Origin of the sequence: Rhodococcus sp. 06-235-1A (genome assembly GCF_002258785.1) — a bacterium.
Taxonomy (GTDB): Bacteria; Actinomycetota; Actinomycetes; order Mycobacteriales; family Mycobacteriaceae; genus Rhodococcoides.
In genome coordinates, this window is record NZ_NOYI01000021.1 from 24,766 (window position 1) to 43,497 (window position 18,732).

At 64.2% G+C, this 18,732-nt stretch carries 20 protein-coding genes; 10 read left to right on the forward strand and 10 right to left on the reverse strand.

The window, feature by feature from the left end; genetic code table 11:
* Positions 1-103 precede the first annotated feature (103 nt).
* A complete protein-coding gene (locus tag CH275_RS19085) occupies positions 104-760 on the reverse strand; it encodes an FABP family protein (protein ID WP_094680270.1) in 657 nt (218 codons plus the stop codon).
* A gap of 398 nt (positions 761-1,158) precedes the next feature.
* Here CH275_RS19085 and CH275_RS19090 point away from each other — a divergent pair, with 398 nt between their 5' ends.
* Complete coding sequence (locus CH275_RS19090) at positions 1,159-2,676, forward strand: cutinase family protein (RefSeq protein WP_094679873.1); 1,518 nt, start codon at positions 1,159-1,161, stop codon at positions 2,674-2,676.
* An 82-nt stretch (positions 2,677-2,758) separates the two neighbouring features.
* Here CH275_RS19090 and CH275_RS19095 read toward each other — a convergent pair whose 3' ends face one another.
* The 5 genes from CH275_RS19095 to CH275_RS19115 all read right to left on the reverse strand — a co-directional run bounded on the left by CH275_RS19095 (position 2,759) and on the right by CH275_RS19115 (position 5,866).
* Complete coding sequence (locus CH275_RS19095; protein WP_094679874.1) at positions 2,759-3,064, reverse strand: DUF1416 domain-containing protein; 306 nt, start codon at positions 3,062-3,064, stop codon at positions 2,759-2,761.
* Position 3,065: 1 nt separating this feature from the next.
* Positions 3,066-3,902, reverse strand: a complete 837-nt coding sequence (locus tag CH275_RS19100) for a sulfurtransferase (RefSeq protein ID WP_094679875.1) — start codon at positions 3,900-3,902, stop codon at positions 3,066-3,068.
* A 38-nt stretch (positions 3,903-3,940) separates the two neighbouring features.
* Positions 3,941-4,417, reverse strand: coding sequence for a DUF4395 domain-containing protein (locus CH275_RS19105; RefSeq protein ID WP_094679876.1), 477 nt, complete (start codon positions 4,415-4,417; stop codon positions 3,941-3,943).
* A 253-nt stretch (positions 4,418-4,670) separates the two neighbouring features.
* Positions 4,671-5,090 (reverse strand): thioredoxin family protein, encoded by a 420-nt coding sequence (locus CH275_RS19110; protein WP_094679877.1) that lies wholly within the window; start codon positions 5,088-5,090, stop codon positions 4,671-4,673.
* A complete protein-coding gene (locus tag CH275_RS19115) occupies positions 5,087-5,866 on the reverse strand; it encodes an LmeA family phospholipid-binding protein (RefSeq protein WP_094680271.1) in 780 nt (259 codons plus the stop codon). The genes CH275_RS19110 and CH275_RS19115 overlap by 4 nt, the downstream gene beginning before the upstream one ends.
* Positions 5,867-5,996: 130 nt before the next feature.
* On the opposite strand from CH275_RS19115, the gene CH275_RS19120 reads away from it, so the two are divergent.
* From CH275_RS19120 to pstB, 6 genes are all read left to right on the forward strand, one after another.
* The gene (locus CH275_RS19120; RefSeq protein ID WP_094679878.1) at positions 5,997-6,758 is read left to right on the forward strand and encodes a winged helix-turn-helix transcriptional regulator; all 762 of its coding nucleotides are present in this window, start codon (positions 5,997-5,999) and stop codon (positions 6,756-6,758) included.
* A complete protein-coding gene (mshD, locus tag CH275_RS19125; protein WP_094679879.1) occupies positions 6,759-7,664 on the forward strand; it encodes a mycothiol synthase in 906 nt (301 codons plus the stop codon). It begins immediately after the preceding gene.
* A gap of 200 nt (positions 7,665-7,864) precedes the next feature.
* Positions 7,865-8,965, forward strand: a complete 1,101-nt coding sequence (pstS, locus tag CH275_RS19130) for a phosphate ABC transporter substrate-binding protein PstS (protein WP_094679880.1) — start codon at positions 7,865-7,867, stop codon at positions 8,963-8,965.
* A gap of 87 nt (positions 8,966-9,052) precedes the next feature.
* Positions 9,053-10,090 (forward strand): phosphate ABC transporter permease subunit PstC, encoded by a 1,038-nt coding sequence (gene pstC, locus CH275_RS19135; RefSeq protein ID WP_094679881.1) that lies wholly within the window; start codon positions 9,053-9,055, stop codon positions 10,088-10,090.
* A gap of 3 nt (positions 10,091-10,093) precedes the next feature.
* Complete coding sequence (pstA, locus tag CH275_RS19140; protein ID WP_094679882.1) at positions 10,094-11,002, forward strand: phosphate ABC transporter permease PstA; 909 nt, start codon at positions 10,094-10,096, stop codon at positions 11,000-11,002.
* Positions 11,003-11,037: 35 nt separating this feature from the next.
* Complete coding sequence (gene pstB, locus CH275_RS19145; protein ID WP_094679883.1) at positions 11,038-11,814, forward strand: phosphate ABC transporter ATP-binding protein PstB; 777 nt, start codon at positions 11,038-11,040, stop codon at positions 11,812-11,814.
* A 170-nt stretch (positions 11,815-11,984) separates the two neighbouring features.
* Here pstB and phoU read toward each other — a convergent pair whose 3' ends face one another.
* From phoU to CH275_RS19165, 4 genes are all read right to left on the reverse strand, one after another.
* Complete coding sequence (phoU, locus tag CH275_RS19150) at positions 11,985-12,659, reverse strand: phosphate signaling complex protein PhoU (RefSeq protein WP_094679884.1); 675 nt, start codon at positions 12,657-12,659, stop codon at positions 11,985-11,987.
* 66 nt (positions 12,660-12,725) lie between these two features.
* Positions 12,726-14,663, reverse strand: coding sequence for an LCP family protein (locus tag CH275_RS19155; protein ID WP_094679885.1), 1,938 nt, complete (start codon positions 14,661-14,663; stop codon positions 12,726-12,728).
* Between the two features lie 107 nt (positions 14,664-14,770).
* Positions 14,771-15,910: a tRNA dihydrouridine synthase DusB gene (dusB, locus tag CH275_RS19160; protein ID WP_094679886.1), complete on the reverse strand. Its 1,140-nt coding sequence runs from the start codon at positions 15,908-15,910 to the stop codon at positions 14,771-14,773.
* A gap of 115 nt (positions 15,911-16,025) precedes the next feature.
* Positions 16,026-16,982 carry an acyl-ACP desaturase gene (locus CH275_RS19165; protein ID WP_094679887.1) on the reverse strand — a complete coding sequence of 319 codons (957 nt, stop codon included), beginning with the start codon at positions 16,980-16,982 and terminating at the stop codon, positions 16,026-16,028.
* A 492-nt stretch (positions 16,983-17,474) separates the two neighbouring features.
* Between CH275_RS19165 and CH275_RS19170 the strand changes: the two genes are divergently transcribed.
* The 3 genes from CH275_RS19170 to CH275_RS19175 are packed head-to-tail and all read left to right on the forward strand — an operon-like array spanning position 17,475 to position 18,731.
* Positions 17,475-18,314 (forward strand): tyrosine-type recombinase/integrase, encoded by an 840-nt coding sequence (locus tag CH275_RS19170; protein WP_256991118.1) that lies wholly within the window; start codon positions 17,475-17,477, stop codon positions 18,312-18,314.
* 21 nt (positions 18,315-18,335) lie between these two features.
* The gene (locus CH275_RS29580) at positions 18,336-18,488 is read left to right on the forward strand and encodes a hypothetical protein (RefSeq protein WP_179276227.1); all 153 of its coding nucleotides are present in this window, start codon (positions 18,336-18,338) and stop codon (positions 18,486-18,488) included.
* 27 nt (positions 18,489-18,515) lie between these two features.
* A complete protein-coding gene (locus CH275_RS19175; RefSeq protein ID WP_143546825.1) occupies positions 18,516-18,731 on the forward strand; it encodes a hypothetical protein in 216 nt (71 codons plus the stop codon).
* The last annotated feature ends 1 nt before the right edge of the window (position 18,732 follow it).

An 18,732-nucleotide genomic window follows, 5' to 3' on the forward strand; every position in this document is an offset into this window, starting at 1 on the left:
CCAGGCAGCTACCCGGCCCCCGAGCCCCCGACCTGTCCGGTCGGGACCTGAAACCAGGTATGGCTCGGGGGCCGTTCGCGTGAAGTACCGAAGTGCTTGTGGCTCAGCCGATGTAGCGAGACAGGCGCGCAGACAACCTCGGTGCCAGCGGACCGTCGGCCACGACGCGCTCCTCGACGTACGCAAGGTCCCCGCCGTCGACGATGCCGTAGAGCCGCTTCGCCCCGCCGACCAGCGCACCCGAGGTGCTGCGGATGACGACGTCGGTGGCGAGTTCCCAGGACGACTTGGTGAGAGCATGCCCGTAATACAGTTCGACGACGCCGGTGCTGTGGGTCAGCAGCAGCTCGACGACCTCTTCGTTCTCGGAACCTTTGAGCCCGTGGCCACCGCTGATGCGCCAGAACCCGGTTTCGCGGAGGTCGGGATGTGCGTAGTTGCCGTCGGAGTCGAGTCGCCACGAGCGCGACTCCCAACTCAGGTAGCTGCCGCCGTCGTGGGTGACGACAATCTGTTGTCCGAAGGGGTAGTCGTCACCGGATTCGGGATCATGACCCTCGCCCTGGCCGCGCCAGACACCGACGAGCGGCAGCAGAGCCAGCATCGACGGGTGCAGATCGGGACCCAGACGGAGATTGGCTGTGTCGTCGGGATGTGGAATGTCGGGCAGCACCGGAACATTGCGCGTCGACGCCTCGGCGAACTTCTGCTCGGCAGCCGCTATCGCTTCGTCACCACTGGTGATCGGGGCGCCGCGCATCTCGTCGGCGCCGGCCTCGTCAGCCCTGGCCTCGTCGGAATCGTCGGGTTGCCCCGCAACCGGATCCGTCACGACTCGTCGTTGACCAGTCGGTAGACGACATACAGCGAGAACGCGATGATGGCAATTGCCGCAAGCGCTAGCAGAACCTCGAAGAAGATGACCACGAGTGCGAGTTTAACCCGCAGCGATCCTCATCGAGAACAGTGGCCCGAATCCGTCCTGTGTCTTTGGTGACATCTACCCGACTTCGGGGTCGTAGGTGCGCTGGATCACTCGTACTGGTGGAGAAATCCCGCACAACAGGTACCTTCTTCGGGGGGCGTCGGGCGCTCGTGAGCGAATCCCGACGTTTTTCACTGTGTTCTGTCACGAAGGCTGGGGAGGTCTCCGCAACAATGCTGCGTCGTAAACGGGTTCTGACATCGTCGTTCGGATCCGTGCTGTTCAGGTCTGCGGTGGTGACTCTGGCGTTGGCGCTCGCGGCTCCCGCAGCTGTGCTCGCCGCTCCCGACTCCGGTTCGGCGGAGTCCGGTTCGGCCGACTCGGGGTCCGCCGATTTCGGGTCTTCTCAGGGCCCCAACATCGATCCCAACAATTACGCGCAGGACTGCCCGGACGTGCTGCTACTGGCAGTGTCGGGAGCAACCGACTCGGACGCGGATCGCAATCCGCTCAACGAAGAAGCACGGACGATCGCGTCGAACTGGGTCGGCAATGTCACGGTTCCGGTGGGCCAGGCGAACGCGGGCAGCCCCGGCACCGTCGGCTGGCTCTACGTCCCGTACACCTCCACCTACGGCTTCGACGTGCTCGACGACGTGGCGACCTACCAGCAGACGATCGACGACGGAGTGGCGTCGACCAACCGTCTCCTGGACGAGTACAAGACGAAGTGCGGTGCGAAGACCAAGTTCGTGCTTCTCGGATACAGCGTCGGCGGTGAGGTACTGCACCGAGTTGCCACCGATATCGGTCATCGCGACGCGAGTGCGCTCGTCACCGGCGACGACATCGCCGGAGTGATGATGGTCGGGTCACCCTACCGTCCGGCCGGAGTGCCGAACTTCGACGACGAGCCGGGTCCGTCACTCGGCGGATTCATGAGTCAGTCGCCGCGGGAGTACGGTTCGTTGAACGACAAGGTCACCTGGTCGTGTCGGCCCTACGATCTGGCGTGCGATGCGCCGGACAAGATCGAACTACTGCAGCTCGCATTGGGTGTGCTGGGACAGATGCGGTTCACACTCGTCGATCCTGTACAGACAATTGCCGACTTCGCTCGCACGATCTCGACGGTTGCCACGCGTGCGATCGTGGACATCGCGATGAACAAGTCGTGGCTCGAATCGGACGAGACGCTTCTGCAGGTGCTGGTGAAGGTCACCGAACAGGACTACCGGTCGGACGACAAGCAGGCCGTCCAAGCGTTGTCGCCCGAGCAGTTGCTCGCAGACCTGAACTGGGCTCTCGGCCCCGGTGCCGAGACCGTCGCGGCCAAGCTTCGCGCCGAAGGCGAAGGTCTGGTCGAGAACAACAAGGGCATCGTCGACATCGTTCTCGGGCCGTACCTGTTGATCGGATTCCTGCAGCATCTGTCGTACTGGTACAACGATCCCAACGACGGAGTCGAATGGGAGAGCGAGAAGATGGTTGCTTGGGTGACCGATCTTGCGCGCACCGAACGTGAGAAGAACGACGCACCTCCTGCCGTCGAACCGGCGACGCCCTCCGTGCCCGAGACTGCTCAGCCTGCTCCGGAGCCTCGACTGCTTCCCGAGCCGGGCACGGTCACCCGGGTGAGCGATCTCGGCGCGTTCCTCGAGTCCCAGGGCATCCCGCTCCCGGAGGGGCTCTTCCCGCCGCAGTACTCCACGGTTCCCGAGCGCACCACCGCAGCGCCCGTGCCCAACTGAGTAACTCGGGCCTGGACAGAGAAGAACCCCGCACCTGCTCATAGGTGCGGGGTTCTTTTCTCGTTCGATACGAGCGGTGGAATCAGACTCCGACGGTGACGTTCGCCGAGTGCACGCCTGCGCCCTCGGGGGCGATGACGGTGTCGCCGTTGCCCGATGCCGACAGTGCACGCAGCGTCCACTGTCCGGGAGCGGCGAAGAACCGGAAATCTCCGGTGCCCGACGCGACGACCTCTGCGGTGAATTCGCCGGTGCCGTCGAGCAGACGCACGAACGCGCCTGCCACCGGCTCACCGTCGCCGGCGAGGACGCGGCCGGTGATGACCGTTTCCTTCTCGACGTCGACGCCTGCGGGGATGGTCTGGCCTTGTACGGGTGCTCCACACATATCAGTGAACCTCCAGCTCGATGGGTGCTCCGACGAGAGAGCCGTATTCGACCCAGCTGCCGTCGTAGTTCTTGACGTCTTCCTTGCCGAGGAGCTCCTTGAGGACGAACCAGGTGTGGCTCGAACGCTCGCCGATGCGGCAGTAGGCGATGGTGGCCTTGTCGTCGTCGTAGCCCTTGGCCTTGTACAGCTCTTCGAGCGCCTCGTCGGACTTGAACGTGCCGTCCTCGTTGGCGGTGGTGCTCCACGGGATGTTGATCGCGGACGGCACGTGGCCACGCTGCTGAGCCTGTTCCTGCGGCAGGTGAGCCGGCGCGAGGATCTTGCCCGAGAACTCGTCGGGAGAACGCACGTCGATCAGGTTCTTGTTGCCGATGGCGTCGATGACCTCGTCGCGGAAGGCGCGGATCGACAGGTCGGGAGCCTCGGCGCGGTACTGCGTGGTCTCGCGGCTGACGACGTCCTTCGACAGGGCGCGGCCGTCGAGTTCCCACTTCTTGCGTCCGCCGTCGATGAGCTTGACGTCCTGGTGGCCGTACAGCTTGAAGTACCAGTAGGCGTAGGCGGCAAACCAGTTGTTGTTTCCGCCGTACAGGACGATGGTGTCGTCGTTGCTGATGCCCTTGGCCGACAGCAGGTCCGAGAACTGTTCCTGGTTGAGGAAATCGCGGCGAACCGGGTCCTGCAGATCCTTGCGCCAGTCGAGCTTGACCGCACCTTCGATGTGTCCGCCGTCGTAGGCGCTTGCGTCTTCGTCGACCTCGACGAAGACGGTCTTCGGTGCGTTCAGGTTCTGCTCGGCCCAGTCGGCAGAGACCAGGACGTCGGAGCGAGCCATGGTGTTCCTTTCGGTGTTTCTCTATGGATCGGTGGAGGTCAAGCAGTGGTGCGCAGCCGCGCAGCGAGGGGATAGATCATGCAGCCGAGGCAGACGGCGAATGCGGCGTTGAGGAAGGCCGCGAACAACGCGAAGCCTGCCGCCACCGTGCCGACGACGGGAGCGCCGAGCGCGAAGCCGAGAACTCCCACGGCGGCGAACACGAAGCCCACGAGCTGAGCGAACTTCAACGGTGCTACCGGCTCGCGTTCGCTGGTGGGGGAGAGCCTCGGTGCGACGAACGTCGCGTAGATCGTGCCGTACGGACTGCGCTTGGGTCCGCGGACGGCTCCGATTCCGAACACGATCGCCTGTAGCCCGAGCAGGATTGCCGCCGCGGGGACCGAGAACGTGGTCAGGAGGAGAACGACGACCAGGACGGCGGTGGTGATCCATGCGGCGAAGCGCGGTCCGCGAACATCGACCTGGTCGACAGTGGTGGTGTGGGTGGTGGTTCTGGTGTCGGGTGTCGACATCGAGATGTACTCCTGTGCGAGGCCGGGGCACGCCGCATCGGCAGTGCTCGGACGTGGATTTCGATCATCGGGCCGGACATCACGCTCGGGCGTGGCGGCAGAAGGAAATCAGCAGCAGCGACAGCAACAACCGCCCAGTCGGCACAGATCAACCGTGCGTCGACTGGTGAGCATCAGCTCGTGGCGGGAGAACACGAAGAGCATCCTACCCGCTACCAGTGGCGTGGCACACCGCCGGTCCGGGCAGGGCTGGTCACAGGGCGTCGAGGGCGGACCGCAGGGCTGCCGCAGTCGGGACTCCCGCGATTCTCGAGCGCCGACGCAATTCGATGTCGAGTACGAATGTGGTGGGCAAGGACAGCACTCCCAGCTCGCGAGCGAGATCCGGATGGGCGTCGATGTCGAGTTCGACTTCGCGGGCTTCGCTGCGCTCGTTCAGTACTTGTTCGACCACGCGACGAACGGCGGCGCACGGGCCGCACCAGTCCGCGGAGAAGTGCAGCACGGTCGCGGTGTCGGCCGTAACGCCCGCGTCGAGCAGGAGCGGACGTAGAGCGTCGGTCTCGGAGTCCGTGTTCCGTACTGTCCGGACGGTCCCGGACCGGCTGCGAAGGTAGAACCCGGTAGCAACCGCAAGGATCGCCACGACGACCAGCACTGTGATCCCTGTCACGGCTTTTCGATCTCGTTCAGGTCGATGGTCACATTGTCGCCCGAACCCTCGACGACGATCTGCGACCCTTCCGCGTACACATCCGTCGGAAGAAGTCCGAAGGGCAGGCTCTGGCGTTCGATGGTCTTGGTGAACAGTCCGAGCACGGTCGGCTTGGCGAAATCCGGAATCGTGAAGTCCGCTCGACCTTCGGGTCCGAAGTAGAAGTCCGACGCCACGATGGCGACGCTGTCTCCTTCGAGCAACAGGTCGGCCTGCACGCTCACGGTCGTTTCGAGGGGACCGACCGGAACCGTCCCGGTCAGCACGACGCCACCGGTGGTGGTCTTGCCGGACCCGCCGGAGCCGCCCGTGCCGTCGGACTTGTCGGCCGGCGGTGCAGAAACCTGCAGGTCGACGATGCCGAGAAACCGTCCGAGGTCCGTCGCCTCGATGCGGACGCGGCCGTCGAGCTCGTCGACGGGGATGGCCCTGACGTTGTTGTCGATCAAGTCGGACAGTGCGATGTGCACGCCGCGAAGATTGGCCTCGATGGTGGTCGAGCCGACGTATTCGGTGGGCACGTCCTGGGCGCGAATTTCGATGTTCTGGTAGCGGCCGTCCGCCGCCTGCGTCAGGAAGGGGAAGCCGTGCACGATCACCTGTGGATCGGACGTGAGTTCACCGCCGGCGCGGATGGCGCGCGAGACTCGATATTCCGAGTACGCAGCAGCGCCGAAATCGACGACGAGCGCGAGGGCCAGCAGGCTGGCGAGTCCGATGAGAAGTGAGCGCACACGTCCATTGTGACCGACGGGTCGTGCACTGCCCTCTTCGGCCAGTTGTACGGACAAGCTAGTCTGTGTCCTTGACGATCACTCGAATCCAGCTCGGGCTGGACCGGCCAGCAGTAAGAATGGAGACGCAGTGGAGCTCCTACTACTGACCTCCGATCCCAATCCGGAGGGCGTTCTACCGTCCCTTGCTCTGCTGGCGCATCACGTTCGCCCGGTGCCCACCGAGGTCTCCTCGCTACTCGAGGCAGGTTCGGCCGACCTCGCGCTGGTGGACGCCCGTACGGATTTGGCTGCGGCACGAGGCCTGTGTCGACTGCTCGGTAGCACCGGATCTGCCATTCCCGTGGTGGCTGTCCTCACCGAAGGTGGGCTCGTCGCGGTCAACTCCGATTGGGGGCTGGACGACATCCTGCTTCCGGGTACCGGCCCTGCGGAACTCGACGCGCGACTGCGACTGCTGGTCGGTCGCAGTGGCGGCGTTGCGAGCCCGGAGACCTCGGGCAAGATCACGCTCGGCGAACTGGTCATCGACGAGGGCACCTACACGGCGCGACTGCGAGGTCGGCCTCTCGACCTCACGTACAAGGAATTCGAGCTGCTCAAGTATCTGGCTCAACATGCGGGCCGGGTGTTCACCCGCGCACAACTCCTGCAGGAAGTGTGGGGTTACGACTTCTTCGGTGGCACGAGAACCGTCGATGTGCATGTTCGACGCCTGCGCGCCAAGCTCGGTACCGAGTACGAGTCGCTGATCGGGACGGTGCGCAACGTGGGGTACAAGGCAGTTCGGCCCGCGCGCAACTCCAAGGGCGGTCCCGCGGCTACCGACGCCGTCGGAGGGGATTCGGACGATGCCGATTTCGAGGCCGAGCAAGAGAGTACTCTTTCGTAGATGAATTCGGATACTGCGTTCGACGTCCACCCCATCGACGGCGACGCACCGTCTTCGCGCGTTTCCTACGAGATCCACCGAATTCTTTCCCGTGCAACGGAAGTCGACGGTACCGCGCCGCTCTCCGAGCAGGCCGTCAAGGCCGTCGATGCGGGCGACGATGTCGTTCGGTTCGTCGCCACCGAGGGCGATCGCGTCGTCGGCTACGTCGGGATCGCCGACGGGATGGCCGAGGCGGTGGTCGATCCTGAATCCCGCGGCCGGGGTGTGGGTCGCCAATTGGTATCTCGTGCACTGGATCTCGGGCCGGACTTGCGAATATGGGCGCACGGCAACCTGCCTGCGGCGCAGTCGGTCGCGGCCCGTCTCGAGCTGCAGGTGGTTCGGGAGCTACTGCAGATGCGTCGGGCGGCCGACAGTCCGGATCTGCCGGATGTCGTTGTGCCGGAAGGTATTTCGCTGCGAACCTATCGTGGTCATCAGGACGACGCCGAGCTGCTGAGGGTGAACAACGCGGCATTCTCCTGGCACCCCGAACAGGGCGGCTGGACCGATCGCGACATTGCCTCGCGGCGAGACGAGCCCTGGTTCGATCCGGCGGGCCTGTTCCTGGCGTTCGAGGAAGGCAGCGACCATCTGCTGGGATTTCACTGGACGAAAGTTCATCCAGCCGAGGGCACCGAGCCGGCCATCGGTGAGGTGTACGTGGTCGGTATCGATCCGCAGTCCCAGGGGCGTGGTCTCGGTCGAGTGCTGACGCTGGCGGGCCTGCATTACCTGCGTAGCCGCGAACTGGGTCAGATCATGCTGTACGTCGAGGCGGACAACACTGCCGCGGTACACACCTACACCAAGCTCGGGTTCACGAATTACCACGTGGACGCCGCGTACGCGCGCACCGTCTAAACGGACATTTCCAGCGCGGTGTTCATCTTCCGTTCACCCACGCGGGGGTAAACGTCTACCACCTGCCCTTACCTTTCTCTCTGGGCGGCAACCCACGCCGCCTGGTGCGAGGTTTCTTTCGAGCCGGCACCCACACAGTCACTGCTCGGCCGATCAGGCCCGAGGCGTGAACACGGCCCAAGATTCCTCGGAGGAAACAGGTGAACCTCAAGCGCAACGGTGCTCTCATGAGTGCAGTGGCAGTCAGTGCCATGTTGCTGGCCGCATGCGGTAGCGACGCGAACGTCGCCACCACGGACGGCGCATCAGAGTCCTCGGCTACCTGCGAAGGCAAGTCCCCGCTGACCGGTGAAGGCTCGTCCGCTCAGCAGAACGCCATGTCCAACTTCACCTCGATCTACTCCGGCGTCTGCGCCGGCAAGGCCGTCGAGTACACCACCAGCGGCTCGGGCAACGGCCGCACGCAGTTCGTCGCGGGTCTCGTCGACTTCGCCGGATCCGACTCGTCCATCAAGGACGATCAGGCCGCGCAGGCAGCCGTTCGTTGCGCCAACAACCCGGCGTGGAACCTGCCGCTCGTCTTCGGACCGGTCGCGGTGGCCTACAACGTCGACGGTGTCGACAACCTGGTGCTGAACCCGGATGTCATCGCACAGATCTTCACCGGCAAGATCACCACCTGGAACGACCCGGCCATCGCCGCACTCAACGAGGGCGCAACGCTCCCGACGACCGCGATCACCCCGGTCTACCGCTCCGACTCCTCGGGCACCAGCGACAACTTCCAGCGCTTCCTCGCCGCATCCGCTCCCGAGGCCTGGACGCTGAACCACAGCTCCGACTGGGCCGGTGGCGTCGGTGAAGGTGCCAACGGATCCTCGGGCGTCGCCCAGGCCGTGGCCGCAACCCCCGGCTCGATCACCTACGTCGAGAAGGGCTTCGCCGATCAGGAGAGCCTCGGCAAGGCTGCTGTCGACTTCGGCAACGGACCGGTCGAGCTGAGCAGCGAGACCGCGGGCAAGGCCATCGACGCCGCGAAGTTCAAGGGTGAGGGCAACGACCTCGTCATCGACATCGACGGCCTGTACGCCAGCAACGAAGCCGACACGTACCCGCTGGTTCTGGCGACCTACGAGATCGTCTGCTCGAAGGGCTACGACGCCGACACCACGGCAGCAGTCAAGTCGTTCCTGCTCAGTGCAGCCAACGAGGGCCAGCAGGGCCTCGAGGCAGCCGGCTACGTGCCGCTGCCCGATGCATTCAAGGAACGCCTGGTCACCGCTATCGAAGCGATCGCCTGATTCAATGAGACGTAATCTTGCTTCGGCTCGCGGTGTCGCGAGCCGAAGCAGGACCGTCCTCGACCCCCACACGAGACAGTGAGCGGTATGAGCGACACCCACTCGATGACCGGCGTCCCCTCTGCGGCTTCCGTGCCCTCCACGGGTGCCGCGCACAAACCGGAAGAACCACAATTGTCAGACACGAAAACATCGGGGACCGTCACACGTCCCGGTGACCGGATCTTCTCCGGCCTGGCCACGGGCGCGGGCATCTTCATCATCGCCTTGATCGCCGCTGTGGGTATCTTCCTGCTCTGGCGCGCGATCCCCTCACTGTCGAACAACACGGTCAACTTCCTGACCTACAACGGTGCATGGGACACCTCCAACACCTCCGCCATGGTGTTCGGTGTACTGGACCTCTTCCTGGTCACCGTCACCGTGTCTCTGTTCGCGCTGATTCTCGCGATGCCCGTCGCACTCGGTATCGCCATCTATCTGACGAACTACGCACCCAAGCGAGTCGCAGGACCGCTCGGCTACGTCATCGACCTGCTGGCCGCGGTCCCGTCGATCGTCTTCGGTCTCTGGGGCCTGTACGTCCTCGCGCCCGCCATCAGCCCGTTCGCGGAATGGCTGAATTCGTCGTTGAGCTGGTTCCCGCTCTTCAGCACCGGCTCGGTCTCCATCGCAGGCGGCGGCACCATTTTCACCGGTGGCATCGTGCTCGCGGTCATGATCCTGCCGATCATCGCCGCGGTCACCCGCGAGGTGTTCATCCAGACGCCGAAGGGTCAGGTCGAAGCTGCCCTCGCACTCGGAGCCACTCGCTGGGAGGTCGTGCGCACCACGGTCATTCCGTTCGGCAAGTCCGGCTTCGTCTCCGGTTCGATGCTAGGCCTGGGCCGCGCGCTCGGTGAGACCATCGCGCTCTACATCATCATCCGCAGCACCCAGGCAACCTTCGGCGGAACACTGTTCGACGGCGGTTCCACCTTCGCGACGAAGATCGCGCTGGCCGCAGGCGAGTTCAACAACCCGCTCCAAGCCGGTGCCTACATCGCCGCGGGTCTGGTGCTCTTCATCCTGACGTTCGTCGTCAACGCCGGTGCCCGCGCCGCCATCGCCGGAAAGAAGGACTGACCCATGACCGCAACCATGGACAAGCCCGTCAAGGAACCTACGTTCCAGGGCGTCAGCGCTCGGCGTAAGGCATCGAACCTCACGGCGACGATCCTCGTCAGCCTCTCGGTTCTCGTCGCACTCGTGCCGCTCATCTGGGTGCTCTACACGGTGATCTCCCGCGGTCTGTCCGCTGTGGTCTCACCCACCTGGTGGCAGAACTCGCAGGCAGGCGTCACCCAGTTCATTGCAGGCGGCGGTGCCTACCACGCCATCGTCGGCACCCTCCTGCAAGGACTGTTCTGCGCCGTCATCTCCATCCCGATCGGCATCTTCGTCGCCATCTACCTCGTCGAATACGGCGTGGGTACCCGGCTGGCGCGAGTGACGACGTTCATGGTCGACATCCTCACCGGTGTGCCGTCCATCGTCGCGGCCCTGTTCATCTACGCGCTGTGGATCGCCACCTTCGGCTTCCAGCGCTCCGGCGTGGCCGTCGCATTCGCCCTCGTGCTCCTGATGATCCCGGTGATCGTCCGTTCGGCCGAAGAGATGTTGCGCATCGTCCCGCAGGACCTGCGCGAGGCGTCCTACGCGCTCGGCGTGCCCAAGTGGAAGACCATCGCCAAGATCGTCATCCCCACGGCGCTGTCGGGCATCGTGACCGGCATCATGCTCGCCCTCGCTCGCGTGATGGGCGAGACGGCACCGGTGCTGATCCTGGTGGGATCTGCCACCGCCATCAACTTCAACATCTTCGAAGGGCCGCAGACGTCTCTGCCGCTCATGATGGTCGACCTGCAGAAAGCAGGAACCGGCGTGCTCACCGCTGAGCGCATGTGGGGAGCAGCCCTGACGCTGATCCTGATCGTCGCAATACTCAACATCGGCGCGAAGTTGGTCTCGAAGTTCTTCTCGCCCAAGAACTTCTGACCCACCCGACTCCAGCGAATCTAAGGAACCAGAACATGGCAAAGCGTCTCGATCTCAAAGACGTCAACATCTACTACGGCAAGTTCCATGCCGTTTCCGACGTCACGCTGGCCGTCCCGCCGCGAAGCGTCACCGCGTTCATCGGACCGTCGGGCTGCGGTAAGTCCACCGTCCTGCGTTCGCTCAACCGCATGCACGAGGTCACTCCCGGTGCCCGCGTCGAGGGCTCGGTGCTGCTCGACGGCGAGGACATCTACGGCAGTGGCGTCGACCCCGTGGGCGTACGTCGCACCATCGGCATGGTCTTCCAGCGCCCCAACCCGTTCCCGACGATGTCGATCAAGGACAACGTCGTCGCCGGCCTGAAGTTGCAGGGCGGACGCGGCAAGAAGGAACTGGACGAGATCGCCGAGCGCTCGCTCAAGGGTGCCAACCTCTGGAACGAGGTCAAGGACCGACTCGACAAGCCCGGTGGCGGCCTCTCCGGCGGTCAGCAGCAGCGTCTGTGCATCGCTCGCGCCATCGCCGTCTCACCCGACGTGCTGCTGATGGACGAGCCCTGCTCGGCTCTCGACCCCATCTCCACCCTCGCCATCGAGGACCTGATCCAGGAACTCAAGCAGGACTTCACGATCGTGATCGTCACGCACAACATGCAGCAGGCCGCCCGTGTGAGCGATCAGACCGGCTTCTTCAACCTCGAGGCCACCGGTAAGCCCGGCAAGCTCATCGAGATCGACGACACCGAGAAGATCTTCTCGAACCCGACGCAGAAGGCCACCGAGGACTACATCTCCGGCCGTTTCGGATAACCACACACGAACGAAGAAGCCCCCGCCGAGCGAAAGCTCGGCGGGGGCTTGTTTCGTATCTGCGCTCTCTGCCCCGATACGGCTGGTGACTCCACTGCGCTGGTGACTTCACTACGAAAGCCGAGTAGTGCTGCAGCGCAGCGCTACTCGGCCTCGACGAGTACTGGGTTCTACGAGGTGGGGATGTTGTTGTGGCTCAGGTCGACGGGCAGCTCACCTGTCACCAGGAAGATCACTCGGCGACCCACCTCGACAGCATGGTCGGCGAACCGCTCGTAGAAGCGACCCAGCAGGGTCACGTCGACTGCAGCCGCGACGCCATGGCTCCACTCGCGGTCCATCAGCACCGTGAAGAGGTGACGGTGCAGATCGTCCATTGCCTCGTCCTCCTCCTGCAGCTTTGCCGCGCGCTCGGGATCGCGGGTCTCGAGGACCTCGCGAGCCGAAGCGCCGATCTGAACGGCGAGGCGACCCATCTCGGCGAAGTACCCGTTGACCACCTCGGGGAGGGCATGGTTCGGGTGCCTGCGGCGGGTGATCTTGGCGACGTGCAACGCAAGTGCGCCCATGCGGTCGATGTCGGCAACGATCTGAATGCCGGCCACCACCGAACGGAGATCGCCCGCGACCGGAGCCTGCAGGGCGAGAAGCGTGAACGCCTTCTCCTCGCACACAGCGCTGAGCTCGGTGATCCTGTCGTGTTCGGAAATGACCTGCTCGGCGAGCACCAGGTCTGCTTGGAGGAGTGACTGAGTGGCCTTTTCCATGGCCGAACCAGCCAGGCTCGCCATTTCTCCGAGGAGATCGGCCAGCTCGTTCATCTGTTCGTTGTAGGCGACGCGCATAGGCGAAGTTTAGTAGGTCACACCGACCAGTTCTCTGTCCCGAGGGTTAACGGAGCATGAATGAAGTCAGGCGCACGTGTCGTCGGCGGCATTGGTGAACGAGAGATCCTCCGGTAGAGGTGCGCTCTCGGTTGTGCCCTCCACCTGGGTGGGATCGATCTCGCTGCCGAACGCCGTCGGGTACTGGGTGTACCCGGGGTAGTTGGAGCCGAGCACCACCTCGACGACGTTGTTCAGGCTCGGTGCCAGCTCGATGGCGGCACCGGGGATCGCCGATGCAACGGTCGCCGCAGCCGCTTCCTGATCCTGCGAGTAGCGCACCACCGTCTGGGCGGCGCTGCCGGAGAAGTTGCCCACCGTCAGGATCTGGAATCCGTAGGTCGCCAGCTCGTCGGACGCAGTTTGAGCCATCCCGGCGATGTCGGACGCGTTGGACACCTGCAACGACACGGTTCCCGGTTCGACGGCCAGCAGCGGCGCGTCGGGAGCGTCGGCGGGTGCCGAGGATTCGGGCGTCACCGGCTCGGCTCGTTCCTCACCGGGAAGTGGATCGTCGTCGATGATGGCCTGGAAGATGGCCCCGATCGCCTCGTCGTTGGGTATCTCGTTGCCGTAGTCGTTGGTGCCGGTGGTGGGGATGGTCAGGAAGGTCACTGCTCCGGCATCGACGTTCTGCAGCGATCGGCCCAGCGTCACCAGATCCTGAGTCTTGACGTTCTCCACGAACGTGTCCGAGGTGAATGCGTTGACGAAGCCGTTCAACTTGCCCGGGTCGAGCAACACCTGGTTGGACAGCGCAGATCTCAGTAGGGACGACAGGAATCGTTGCTGCCGCTTGATGCGGCCGTAGTCACCGTTGCCCTCGGACTCGATGTTGCGTGCACGCACGTAGTTCAGTGCGGTCCGGCCGTCGATGCGCTGCGTACCGGGGTTGGGAAGAACGTCACCGAGTTCGTAGTCGAACAGCGGTTGCGCGGTGCACACCTCGACCCCGCCGACCTCGTCCACCATGGACTCGAAACCGGCGAAGTCCATCCCGACGAAGTGCCCGATGCGCAGTCCGGAGATCTTCTGGATGGTCTTCACCAGGCACTTGGGACCACCGAGGGCATAGGTGGCATTGAGCTTGTCGCCGTATGCCTCGGGGAACATCTCTCCGGTGTAGGTATTGGTGGTGTTGTCGAACTGCTCGCATTCGGGTCGGGTCACGTCGAGATCGCGAGGGAACGAGACGGCGACGACGCGACTGCGGTCGGCCGGAATGTTGACCAGCATGACGGTGTCCGAGCGGGATCCCTCCGCATCGGCGACGGTGCCCGCGCCCACCTCTCCGCTGGCGCCGGCACGGGTGTCGGTGCCCACGATCAGGTAGGTCTCGTCGCCGTACTGGCCCGCGGCGTCGACGACGTCCGTCGAGTCCGGATCGAGTGCGGCGACCTGAAGAAATCCTTGGTCGGTGTTGCGGAGGTATCCCCATACGACTCCGGTCAGGGCGACCGACAGGATCGCGATCACGGACACCAGGCTCCGGCCGATCATCCGAACTCGACGGCGTCGTCTGACCCGGCTCATCGCCAACCTCGTCAGCGCCGGACGGTCCGTGGCAGGCGCGCCCACCGGTTCCGGTACGGCGTGCGGTGGTGTCGGTGGCACTGCCCGGGCGGGCGGGGGCGTGGAATCGGTGATCGGGGAGATGATCTCGGTGGGTTCATCGGACTCGGGGCGTTCGGTAGGTACCCGACGACTCGATCCCGACCGCGACATCTTGTCCACCAACTCGGCCACCGAGACGGTGTCGGCATTACGCGGTGATCGTTTTCCGAGCCTGCCGCTGTCGCCGGGCTGCGGTGGTGAATCCTGGTCCGGTGTGGCGGGGCGTTCGGAGCGAGGTCGACGCTGTCCGGTTCGTCCGATTGCGCCGGGTTGTCTGATTGAGGACAGCGGGCGCTCCCATGGGGCGCGACCCTCGGGCACAGACGGGCCCGACTCTCGATCGTCTCCCACGAATTCGAACCTGGCCTTCCATCACACGCACGCATTGCCTACTCGGCAATCCCAGCCATAGTACTGACTCGAGCCGCATGGTCCACTTCGTGCGAGACGAGGGGAGGTCAGCCGCCGGAATGCATCAGGTCGGCACCGGCGGGAACGCACACGTCCTCCGGGTCGTCGAGCCAACCGTCGGGCAACGAAACGGCGCCCGGCGAGCCCTGTCGTCCCCGGGGGCCCTCGGCGTCCTTGGGAAACGGAACGGTCGGATCGAGTTGCGCCAGAAGATCGTCCAGCTCGGCAAGCGTCGACACCAACGCCATCGAGACCCGAAGATCCGACCCCGCGGGGAACCCCCGCAGGTACCACGAGACGTGCTTGCGTAGCTCACGCAGGCCCTTCTTCTCACCGTGGTGCTGGGCGAGCAACTCGGCATGCCGAGCGATGATCGTGGCCACCTCGCCGAGGGTGGGTGGCGTGGGTTCGGGACGACCGTTCAGTCGAGCGCTGAGTTCGGCGAACAGCCACGGCCGGCCGAGACAACCCCGCCCGACGACGACCCCGTCGCAGCCGGTCTCGGCCATCATGCGCACAGCGTCGGTCGCGGAGAAGATGTCGCCGTTGCCCAGTACCGGGATTCCGGTGACGTGTTCCTTGAGTCGAGCGATCTCGTTCCAGTCCGCGGTGCCCGAGTACCGCTGCGAGGCAGTTCGGGCATGCAACGCCACCGCTGCGGCACCTTCGTCGGCGGCGATTCGGCCAGCATCGAGATGAGTGTGATGGTTCTCGTCGATACCGACGCGGAATTTGACGGTGACGGGAATGTCGGTGCCCTCGGTCGCCTTGACGGCAGCGGCCACGATGCGACCGAACAGGTTTCGTTTGTAGGGCAGAGCCGCACCACCGCCCTTGCGGGTGACCTTCGGAACCGGGCAGCCGAAGTTCATGTCGATGTGATCGGCCAAGTTGTCGTCGACGATCATCTTCGCCGCGGCGTACGTGGTGTCCGGGTCCACGGTGTAGAGCTGAAGAGACCGCGGAGTTTCGGTGGGCCCGAAGGTCGTCATGTGCATCGTGGCAGGCTGCCGTTCGACCAGCGCGCGTGCTGTGACCATCTCGCAGACGTACAGACCCGACGTACTGCCGGCCCGCTCCAACTCCTGTTCCCGGCACAGAGTGCGGAACGCCACGTTGGTGACGCCGGCCATGGGCGCGAGGACGACCGGGCTGCGCAGCTCGAGTGAGCCGATCTGCAGTGTCATGAAGAAAGCCTTTGGAACGGAGGGGCAGGTATCGATCGGTGAGATGTGCAATCAGGGTGAAAACAGTAGTGCCCGGCACCGAAGTCGGCACCGGGCACTCCTACCGAGCGAAGGACTAGGACGCGCGTGCTTCGGCCTTGGCGCGTTCGCGGGCCAGCGAGCGGTCTCGCATCTCCTCGAACTTGGTGGCCTGACGTTCGAGGTCTTCGAGGAACGCGGCGAGTTCCTCGCGCTTGTTCTCACCGCGGGCGGTGAAGTCGTTGCGCTCGAACACTTGCCACTTGCGCAGCACGGGCCAGACGACGTCTTCGAGGTGTTGGCGCAGGTCGTAGATGCCGTGCTTGGCCATCAGCACACCGTTGCGGCGGAAGTTCGGCATGCCGGCACCGGGCATGACGAAGTTCGTCACGATGTCCGAGACGGCCTGCAACGTCTGATCCGGCGAGATGTCCATCGCTGCGCCGGTGATGTTGCGGTAGAAGATCATGTGCAGGTTCTCGTCGGCGGCGATGCGCTGGAGCATGCGGTCGGCGATCGGGTCGTCGCAGACCTTGCCGGTGTTGCGGTGCGAGACGCGGGTGGCGAGTTCCTGGAAGGTGACGTACGCGACCGAGTGCAGCAGTCCGACCTGCGATCCGGCGGGGGAGGCGTAGCCGTTGGTCATGTGGATCATGCGGGCTTCTTCGAGGGCGACGGGGTCGACGCCGCGGGTGACGACGAGGTAGTCGCGCATGACGATGCCGTGGCGGTTCTCTTCGGCGGTCCAGCGGCCGACCCAGGTTCCCCAGGCACCGTCGCGGGAGAAGTTCTCGGCGATCTCGCGGTGGTAGGAGGGCAGGTTGTCCTCGGTGAGCAGGTTGGTGATCATCGCGGCTTGGGCGACGTCGGAGAGCTTGGACTGCTCGGGGTCGTAGTCCGTGCCGCCGAGGGCGGCGAAGTTGCGGCCCTCGTCCCACGGCACGTAGTCGTGGGGATGCCATTCGCGTGCCATCGTGATGTGACGGTTCACGTTGTCCTCGGCAGTGGGTACCAGCTCCTGCAGAAGCTCGAGCTGTGTCAGATCCCGTGCCATTAGATCGCCTCCATAGATTGCGTACGACCGGTCCAGCTTACGGCACCGTAGGTTCGGTGTGAACCGTGTCGTACCTGTTCACTTGCTGTTCCGGCAGTTGTGATGTCCGTTGTCGATCGACGCGAATTTCCCCCACGCGTAGACCGCCGGTCGGCCTGTCGCGACTGGTGCAGTTCCCCCTGCACGTCGCTCGGTCTCGGCCGATCGTTACGTCCGAGTGTACGTACCGAGCAGGTGTGATCACCGTTACTCGAGTGGAGTGTGGTGCCCCCAGTAGGACTCGAACCTACGACCTGCGGATTAAAAGATCCATGGTTTAGCACCGTGACCACGCTGCGGGCCGTCGCATGACGAAACTGTTTTGCGCCGCCTGTGGCGAGTTCGCCTGCGAGGTATCCGGAAGCGCGCCGCCGGTTCCGGTTCGGCACCGAACGTGTATCGAGTCCGTGAACAAGCCCGACCACCCTGCCCGTTTTGGGGTAGTTGTGACGCATGAGCAATAACGCGACAATCGAACAGTGGGAGATCTTTCAAGTCGGGACGCGTAAGTCGGACGTGACGGTGTCCGAGCGCATTCGGGTACTCCAGCAGTTCGAGACCGACACCGGCGTCGACCCCACTCACGCCCTACCGATCGACATCGTTCGCTGGTACCGATCGCACCGGGACATCTGGGGACCGTCCACCCTGTACACCTACCACTCGTACCTCAAGACGTGGTTCAAATGGCTACAGCTACAAGACATTCGGCTCGATGACCCCATGCTCAAGGTCGGCACCGTCAAGCAACCGAAGCGCAAGCCCCGACCCGTTGCCGACGAACACCTGATCACCTTGCTCAACGTCAACATGATGCACCGGACGCGCGTGATGATCCTGCTGGCAGCTCTGTCCGGTATGCGGTGCATCGAGATCGCCAAGTTCCGCGGTGACCACATCGACCTACCTCGTGGCCGGATACTCGTCCTCGGCAAGGGCGGCGATGAAGAGTGGGTACCGATTCACCCGGTGCTCGCGACGACAGCCGAGACGATGCCGGCACGTGGCTACTGGTTCGTCAGCAACTCGACACGGCCGGGGCAACACGTGCGAGCCAAGAGCGTGTCTCAGATCGTCGGAGACGCATTCCGACGCGCGAACGTGCCAGGGTCCGCACACCCGTTGCGAGCCTGGTATGCGACGACGCTGCTGGCTGACGGTGCCGATGTTCGAACGGTGCAAGAGTTGATGCGCCAAAGCTCACTCGCGAACACACAGAAGTACCTGCTGGCATCGGAGGAGAACAAGCGGGCCGCAATCAACAAGCTCGACCTGTACCGTGCCGTAGCCTGACCGCCGAACGAAGGAGATCCTGTGAGCGAGAAGCGCACGAAGACACCGGACGAGATTCACCGCGACATTGCCGCTGCCATGCAAGCCTTCGGTGATAGCGCTCGACGGTTCGGCGAGGCTTGGGCGTCGGGAGTACGTGCCGTGGGCGAATCGAGAAAGCAACCTCCCGCCTGATATGTCCGATGTGCTATGAATCACGGCATGACGGTGTTCCAGGAAATGGCGTGGATTCAGTTGCTGATACTGCTCACTTTGTGGGGCTTCGCGATCGACGTGCTGCTGCGTCGGAGGCGGTCCCGCAAGCCGACAGCGCCGAATCCGAACGCGCACCGAGCGACCACAGTCCTGCTGTGCATCTGCGCCGGCGTGGTCGTGTTCGTCGTGGTGATCATGTTCCTCTCGCAGGTCACAGGGTAGG